The sequence below is a fragment of the Bacillus sp. RCC_6_1 genome, assembly GCF_041360755.1.
Lineage (GTDB): Bacteria > Bacillota > Bacilli > Bacillales > Bacillaceae_G > Bacillus_A > Bacillus_A cereus.
Window position 1 is genome coordinate 112,356 of the sequence record NZ_JBFUPV010000015.1, and the last position, 7,183, is coordinate 119,538.

Below are 7,183 nucleotides of genomic sequence, written 5' to 3' on the forward strand. Positions count from 1 at the left end.
CCCTTAAGTTTTTTTTATGGAAAAATCCCCACACATTGTGTAGGGACCTTGTTTTTCTTACCATTTAATTTTTGTTGGATTTAGCTTGGAAATATATCCACGTACTAATTGTTTTTTGTTACTGTCATAGATACCGATATCACCAGAGAAATTTTCCCAATATTCCCCTAAATAATCTTTTGATGGTACTTTCAAATCTACATTTAATCCCATTGCCCCAAAACTTGCCACCTGGCGCGCTGCTATGTCGCCTACTTGTTGCGCTCGTTCTTTCGTTGTTCCAGCTGGAACTATAACAACAATTCGAGTTAGATTGTCTTTTGCTTCAATATGGACGTCTTGCGCCTGTGCAGCCACCTTTATTCCATCCTTTGCTGTTTCGATGCCTAATTGGCTTAATTTCACATCTTTATTACGCGCTCCCTGGCCTTGTGCTGTCATCGATTGTTCCACTTTTTCTTTTGCTTGTGCCTCATTTAACCCGCTGACTTTCGGTTGTTCAACAGGCGTTGACTCTGCTTTTTGTTCTTCTTTAACTGTTTCTTTTACTACATTTTCATGCTGTTTTGAAGTATCCGTCGATTGTTGCACAGTTACTTTCCTATCTTCTTGCTGCTTTTCTGCCTGAAATGCTTTAACTTTTTCTTTTTGTTCCTCTTTCTTCACATCTTGCTCTATTTTCGCTTCTTCAGTACCACACGCTGCCAATAATAAACCTGCTGCAATTGTTAAACCTGCTAATTTAATTGCTTTCATAATAAATACCGCCTTTTCATAATTTAATTCTTTCATATGTATAAACGAACTCAGCTACAAATATTGACTTTGTACTACATATTTGAATTATTTAAATGATAACATATTAATATTCAAATTCTTTATATTTAAATATTAATTTTATAATCTATTTTCAATCAAAACAAATTAATATTTGCATAAAACGTGGCAGTCATTCTTTTAAATCGATAGTGATAGGGTACCGCCACACATCCATCAAGCTAACAGAACAGATTACCCCCTAAACGAAAATTTTGTGTCTTTTTTAGCGCAGAAGTTCATTATTATCGTTTTTTATGTTCCTTAACTTGATAGAGGTGTGGTGGATCCCTTTTTTAGAAGTAAATACTTCTAAAACCTTGAAGTATTTGAAAATCAATTTTATCTGCTTTTGTCCTTTGAATTATAAAATCTAATCCATTTTTGGTATTGTCCGCATATTTAGGCATGGCTTCAAGAGTATCTGTCAATGGTTTGTTGAAATCGTCCCAATGTATTGGAATAACAAGCTTCGGTTGTACTTTTCGTACAGTTTGCTTGTAATACGTATTTTGGAAAGTACTTTCCTGCTTTCCTAATACCCCTATTCCTAAAAACAAGACATCAGCTCGAATATCATCTAATACTCCTTCTATATAGTTAGCACTTGGTTTAACAAGGAAAGTTTTATTATTATGTGTAATCAAGTAATCATAAGAAGAGTCTTCATGATAATCTAGGGCTTTAGCAGGTTGTTTAAGTGGCTTTTTTATTTTTTCTCCTTCATCAAAGGTTGGTGAATGTTTCGATGGAAGGACAGTAACAGTAAAATCACCAAACTTCATAGCCTTATTTACTTCATATACAGACATCTGGTTCTTATTTATATCACCACCAATACCTATGTTAATTGCTGATTCTGAACCATATACATGTGTTCCAGTTCGTTTAGCTATATAAGCTAAATCAAACGCATGATCATAATGTGTATGTGCAATAAATAATCCCTTAAGTTTATTATTATCAACCCCTATTTGATTAAAAGCTTTATCCACAGTATCTTCATCTGTTTTTATATTGCTGAACAACATTTTTGGTAAGGATGGCCTAGAAATAAAACCATCAATCATTAATTGTGTATTTCCATCATCAAATAGTAAAGATGATGTTCCTAAAAATGTGACCTTTACCTCACCTTGATTCAATACTTTTTGTGTTGTTTTTGGAGCATAATACTCCTTGTATTGTTGAATATCTGCTGAAGGTGTTAAAAACTTGTAATAAACAAAAATAGAAGCGATTATTACTAGTACTAGTAATCCTATAAAAAACACCCTTAATTTTTTTCTTAATGTGTATTTCAAAAAACATTCTCCTTTCTAGACAAAAGATATTATTGTTTGCCTGTGCTAAATCCTCCTACTTGAGGCTACCACAAAGTATCTATAAAATTTAAAAAACGCCATCCTTTCCTATGATTCTACAGAAAGAATAGCGTATTTTTTCTTTTTATGGATACATTTTTTAGCTCAATAACGATGGGTTGTTACCTCGAATATAATTATTTTATTTAAATGTCTCTTTTAAATTTGTTTCATATCTTTTCATAGGTTGGTATACAAGAACGTGTAGTGATAAACCTATCACTGCAGCAATGTTTAAAATAATACTTATAATCATTAAAGACCCTTCTATAACTGGAGAAAAGTATCCATTCGTACTTAACGTAGAAGAACTTATACCAAGTAGTAAAATCACTATTAGTAAAGGTAAGTTTTTAACCAATTTGAATCCCCCTTTAAATGTAATATCTTTATATTATTATATCACACACTAGTTTATGTAATTACTATAAGATAGTTATCTATGGGCAATTTCACATGTTTTTTTGTTACAAGTTAGCACGAAATTTTGTTCTGGAGTATTATAAAACTTCCGCTTAATGGCGATGTGGTTCTATCCCATCGCTATCAAGCTAAGAAATTCATTGTACACCCAAACGAAAAAAGATGAAAAAATAATAAAAAGCTTATCATTAAGTGCTAAAAGATAAGCTTTTTTGTCTATACTTATTAAATTTTATTTGATTTCTTCCATGCTAATACTGTAATAAGATATTGAATACCAAATAGGAAAGCAAAAAGTATAATAAATCTTGCTATTACTGATAACCATCCAACGAAATCTTCAGGTAAGTTATATTTGTATGTGGTAGCACCTATTGCGACAAAACATAAAATAAAGGTATTACTCATTTTTTCTTTTAACTTTTCATTTAATTGTTCTTTATTATTAATATCTGTTTCATAAATACCAGTCAAAATAGATTTAATAAAAAAGAATATCATATAAAAAATTATAATGGCTAATGAAGCAGCCCATTCTAAAAATGGACGGTGTAGATATGCTCCTCTTATTATAAAATCAACAAAAGCTATAAGTAGGACAATAATTCCAGATTGAGCCCAAATTTTCATTTCAATTTGTTGGATTCTTTCATCTGGGTGTGTACTGAGTGAAAACCATTTTTTTAGTTTTTCCATTTTAAAATTCCTCCCAAAATAATTTATCTAAACTTTTATCTAGTGTTTTAGCTGTATGAATGCAAAGTTTTAAAGAAGGGTTATAATTATTACTTTCAATAATACTAATGTTATGTCGTGTAACATTTACAATATTGAACAACCCTTGTTGGGTCAGACCTTTTTCAACCCTTGCAATCTTCACTTTACTTAAAGACATTAAATACACCTCACTTGTAAAGATAACTTCACACCGTAAATCTTATATTTTATATATTAAATTATTAACAACATTAATGCAATATATATTTTACATTTAGTCATGTATAGGTTGCAAATTCCTGTGTTTTTGTATCTAAAACTATCCTACAAATATAAAAAAATTCTTTCTGTAGAATCATAGGAAAGGGTGAATTTATTATATCTGTTTCTATATATAATAAATTAGAAGTATTTGTTCAAGAGATTCAAAGTTACTTGTACTTATCTCCCAATTAATTGTGCAATCTAACCTTTTCATCTACTAAGTTCTTTTACTAAGGAATAGAAACTAAAAAAGAAATAGAAATGAGCCTTTTTATTATTTTGTTCATCTTTTTTCGTTTTAGGAAAGATTTTATTTTTTAGCTTGATAACAATGTGGAGAAATCCTAGGTTTAAAAATCCCTTTAGTTACTGCATACTAGCAACAACCTTTTGAAATTTAGGTTACTGCGATGTATAATTATCAGAAAATCTAAGGAGTTTTATATATCGATAATATAAAAATAATAGCTGAGGTTCTGAGTATAGGGTTACAAATTGGTTTATTTTCAAAAACTGAAATAATTGATTGGGCTGATCAGACAATTGAAGCATTAGATAGCCCTTCTATTGAAATTATAGAAGTTTCTCTATCTAGTAATGATAAGTTGGTTGACATCGTACCTAAATTAAAAAACGTAAAAGGAACGTATGATAAAAAATTACCCGTAAAAATAATACTGGGGCTGTTATGGGATAAATTTATCCTAAATGAAGAAAATGTATTGAAAATAAAACCATTTATATCTAATTTGATACATAATGATTGCTGTGAGGGATTCAGTTATGTAGATGAACAGCTATATAATTTTAATGAGGACATTAATTTAGCAGCAGATAATATATATGGGCATCTAGAAGATATTAGTCAAGAATTAAAAAGCTTTCTATTTCCTTATAAAGACTTTAGTAATTATTTCAGTTTTTGGGAAACTTGAAAAATATTAAATTGATGGTAATTGTATTCCCTAATGTAGTTGGTGGAAATGTTAGTCTTGGATTAGCGCCAGTTGCAGCTTCTCAACTTTCACCTGGTGGTGCTGATGGTGGGGTCATGTTCCCCCAAGTTGCCCCTATGCAACCTGGATTTGGTGGTAGATAAAAAAATTTAACAAATATTTTATTTCAGTATATAAAATTAATTAAATATAGAAAAAACTACACTTAATATAGAAATGGACCAAATTTTTTTTAAAAAAAGATCCTTTTTCAGTATCAATAACGAATTTCATGTCAACTAGCACCTCTTACGAGGCGCTAGTTGTTATTTTTGTTGTATACATATTAGAAGCATACGTTGACCGCAAACTAAAAAGGAATAAGTTGATCAAAACGGCCATCTTATGCTTCTTGTTACAATTTTAAACATAGAGTATACAAATTTATTACACTTACTTTTCTTCACCGCTTGCTTGCATGGAATTAAACGTTCAATTTAATTTCAATGCATCTCCCTGAAATACATTTTGGTCTTCACCGCTATCTACGAATGTGAACATTACATAAAATGTATCATCATCACCTGGAGTAAATCCATTTCCTTCTCGATCTACAATACCTTTCTTTACAAGGTCAGGAATACTTCTATTTTTCGTAGCTACCTTTAATTCAGATAATGTAGAATAGTACGTTTTTGCTTTACTCGTTGTACTCTTTATACTTTTAATCATTATCGGATGCAGTTGCTTCTGCTAAAAAACTATGGGAAAAGACACTCTTATTTGGGTGTCTTTTCTTTATTTCTCAATATAAGAACTATAAAAATATGCTATGATTTTAATAGAAATTCCCTTGTGTGCAATGAGATAGTAATACCCAACAAAAACCCACCTATTTCCGTAGGTGGGCCTTATCTTTATTACACAATCCAAATTATACTCTGATTTTCCCATCAACTTTATGCAATTATACATATCTGGAAAAAATACACCGAATGAATTTTATATATAGTAAAATAATAAACGTGGATACATTCTATAAAGCAGATTCTTTTGAAAGGCGTAACATACCAATCATTATGGAAGGTGTCGCGTCACTCTAATACTGATCTCAAATCTCTTGTACTTTGTAAACTAACAATCTGGTGTATATAGACGATTCTGTTTTATAGGGTGTGTTTACACGTATAACAAAGGGATAATACGGATAAGTTTATACTAAATGAACGTGGTTCAAGTCGGAGGAAGGCACCTTAGGGTGTCTTTTTTTGTACATAATAAAAGCCTCACCATCCTATGGAAACGGTAATTCCTTTAAAACAAATAACAATTGTAAATATATTAATTTTACATTACATTAAAAGTTAGAGAAAGCTCTTATACTAATACAGTGCTAAATAGTAGGTGAAAAAATGGAATTTAACGATTTGGGTATTACCATTAAAGAACTTAGAATAAAAAAAAACATATCACAATCCGAATTGTGTCATGGAATTTGTTCACAAAGTCAAATTAGCAAGATCGAAAAAGGTGTGATTTATCCATCTAGCATATTGTTATATCAATTATCAGAAAGACTTGGCATTGATCCGAATCATATATTTGCACTAACTCAAAACAAAAGATTAAAATATACAGAAAATGTAAAATATGTAATAAAAGATTGCTTAAAGCAAAAACAATATAAAGAACTTTATGAAATAGTAAAAAAAGAGAAAAACTTAAATAATTTTCAAACAAAAGAAGAGAAACAATTTCTAATATGGCATGAAGCGATCGCTATATTTGAGGTAAATAGATCAACAAAAACTGCTTTAACTCTTTTAAATCATGCATTAAAACTAACTTTAACCAATTCTGATTTTTTATCAGAAAGAGAAATACATATTATGCAGACAATGGCTATATTTCATGGAGAAAACAAAGAATATGAAAAAAGTATTAAGATATTAAAAAGATGTTTAACTAATTTTAATAAGTTAGATCTTCCTAGAGATAAAGAAATTAAATTAAAAATCATTTTCAATTTAGCAAAATGTTTAGACTTCATATATCAACATGAAGAGGCAATAAAATACATTGATAGGGGCATCAAATTAGCAATTAATCTAAATACTTTATACCTATTAGGTGAACTATTCTATTTAAAAGGTCAGTGTTTATTAAAGATTAAACAACACAATGTAGAAGATGTTGTTTATAACTGGAAAAAAGCATTATTTATATTTGAACTAACAGAAAAAGAATATTATATAAAAATGGTACAAGATGAACTTATTGAAATACAAAATAAAAAACACTCATAATTTCGTAAAAACTACTTAAAAAACCCACAGGAAAAGTTTCCGTAGGTTTTACATTTATAAACATATTATTATTTTTTATAAAACCGCATCTCCAATTATTAGATAACTATCTAATCCATTGGAAATGCGGTTTACTTAGGTCATTAATGTTTCAGCTATTCTCTTTATTTGAAAATTACATCTACCATACTAATTTAATATTATATTCCTGAAGCCAACTATTAACTTGAAGTAAATAATCTATTATACCTCTTGCATCATTACCTGAAATTACTTCGTCGTTTCCTTCTGCAATAGCACGAACTCTTTCTACATTAATTAATGGCAAAATAGGTGATTCAGGATTGTTCAACACATG

8 protein-coding genes and 2 pseudogenes are annotated in these 7,183 nt (G+C 29.7%); 4 read left to right on the plus strand and 6 right to left on the minus strand.

What is annotated here, in order from left to right:
• Positions 1–57: 57 nt before the first annotated feature.
• The 5 genes from AB6801_RS26880 to AB6801_RS26900 all read right to left on the minus strand — a co-directional run bounded on the left by AB6801_RS26880 (position 58) and on the right by AB6801_RS26900 (position 3,498).
• Positions 58–792, minus strand: coding sequence for a hypothetical protein (locus AB6801_RS26880; RefSeq protein ID WP_003304189.1), 735 nt, complete (start codon positions 790–792; stop codon positions 58–60).
• A gap of 320 nt (positions 793–1,112) precedes the next feature.
• Positions 1,113–2,120 carry an MBL fold metallo-hydrolase gene (locus AB6801_RS26885; RefSeq protein WP_098377910.1) on the minus strand — a complete coding sequence of 336 codons (1,008 nt, stop codon included), beginning with the start codon at positions 2,118–2,120 and terminating at the stop codon, positions 1,113–1,115.
• Between the two features lie 202 nt (positions 2,121–2,322).
• Positions 2,323–2,541, minus strand: a complete 219-nt coding sequence (locus AB6801_RS26890) for a hypothetical protein (protein ID WP_000240396.1) — start codon at positions 2,539–2,541, stop codon at positions 2,323–2,325.
• Between the two features lie 287 nt (positions 2,542–2,828).
• Positions 2,829–3,299: a DUF6773 family protein gene (locus tag AB6801_RS26895; RefSeq protein ID WP_000413129.1), complete on the minus strand. Its 471-nt coding sequence runs from the start codon at positions 3,297–3,299 to the stop codon at positions 2,829–2,831.
• Position 3,300: 1 nt separating this feature from the next.
• Positions 3,301–3,498 carry a helix-turn-helix transcriptional regulator gene (locus AB6801_RS26900; RefSeq protein ID WP_061663106.1) on the minus strand — a complete coding sequence of 66 codons (198 nt, stop codon included), beginning with the start codon at positions 3,496–3,498 and terminating at the stop codon, positions 3,301–3,303.
• A gap of 532 nt (positions 3,499–4,030) precedes the next feature.
• Here AB6801_RS26900 and AB6801_RS26905 point away from each other — a divergent pair.
• Positions 4,031–4,519, plus strand: coding sequence for a hypothetical protein (locus AB6801_RS26905; RefSeq protein ID WP_098377909.1), 489 nt, complete (start codon positions 4,031–4,033; stop codon positions 4,517–4,519).
• Positions 4,516–4,683 carry a hypothetical protein gene (locus tag AB6801_RS26910; RefSeq protein ID WP_176521920.1) on the plus strand — a complete coding sequence of 56 codons (168 nt, stop codon included), beginning with the start codon at positions 4,516–4,518 and terminating at the stop codon, positions 4,681–4,683. Before AB6801_RS26905 ends, AB6801_RS26910 begins: the two co-directional genes overlap by 4 nt.
• A gap of 328 nt (positions 4,684–5,011) precedes the next feature.
• On the opposite strand, the pseudogene AB6801_RS26915 reads toward AB6801_RS26910, so the two are convergent.
• A pseudogene (locus AB6801_RS26915) lies at positions 5,012–5,203 on the minus strand (TasA family protein); the annotation flags it as partial.
• 10 nt (positions 5,204–5,213) lie between these two features.
• Here AB6801_RS26915 and AB6801_RS26920 point away from each other — a divergent pair.
• A pseudogene (locus AB6801_RS26920) lies at positions 5,214–5,276 on the plus strand (YjcZ family sporulation protein); the annotation flags it as partial.
• Positions 5,277–5,931: 655 nt separating this feature from the next.
• Complete coding sequence (locus AB6801_RS26925; protein WP_016090527.1) at positions 5,932–6,825, plus strand: helix-turn-helix domain-containing protein; 894 nt, start codon at positions 5,932–5,934, stop codon at positions 6,823–6,825.
• Positions 6,826–7,183 lie beyond the last annotated feature (358 nt).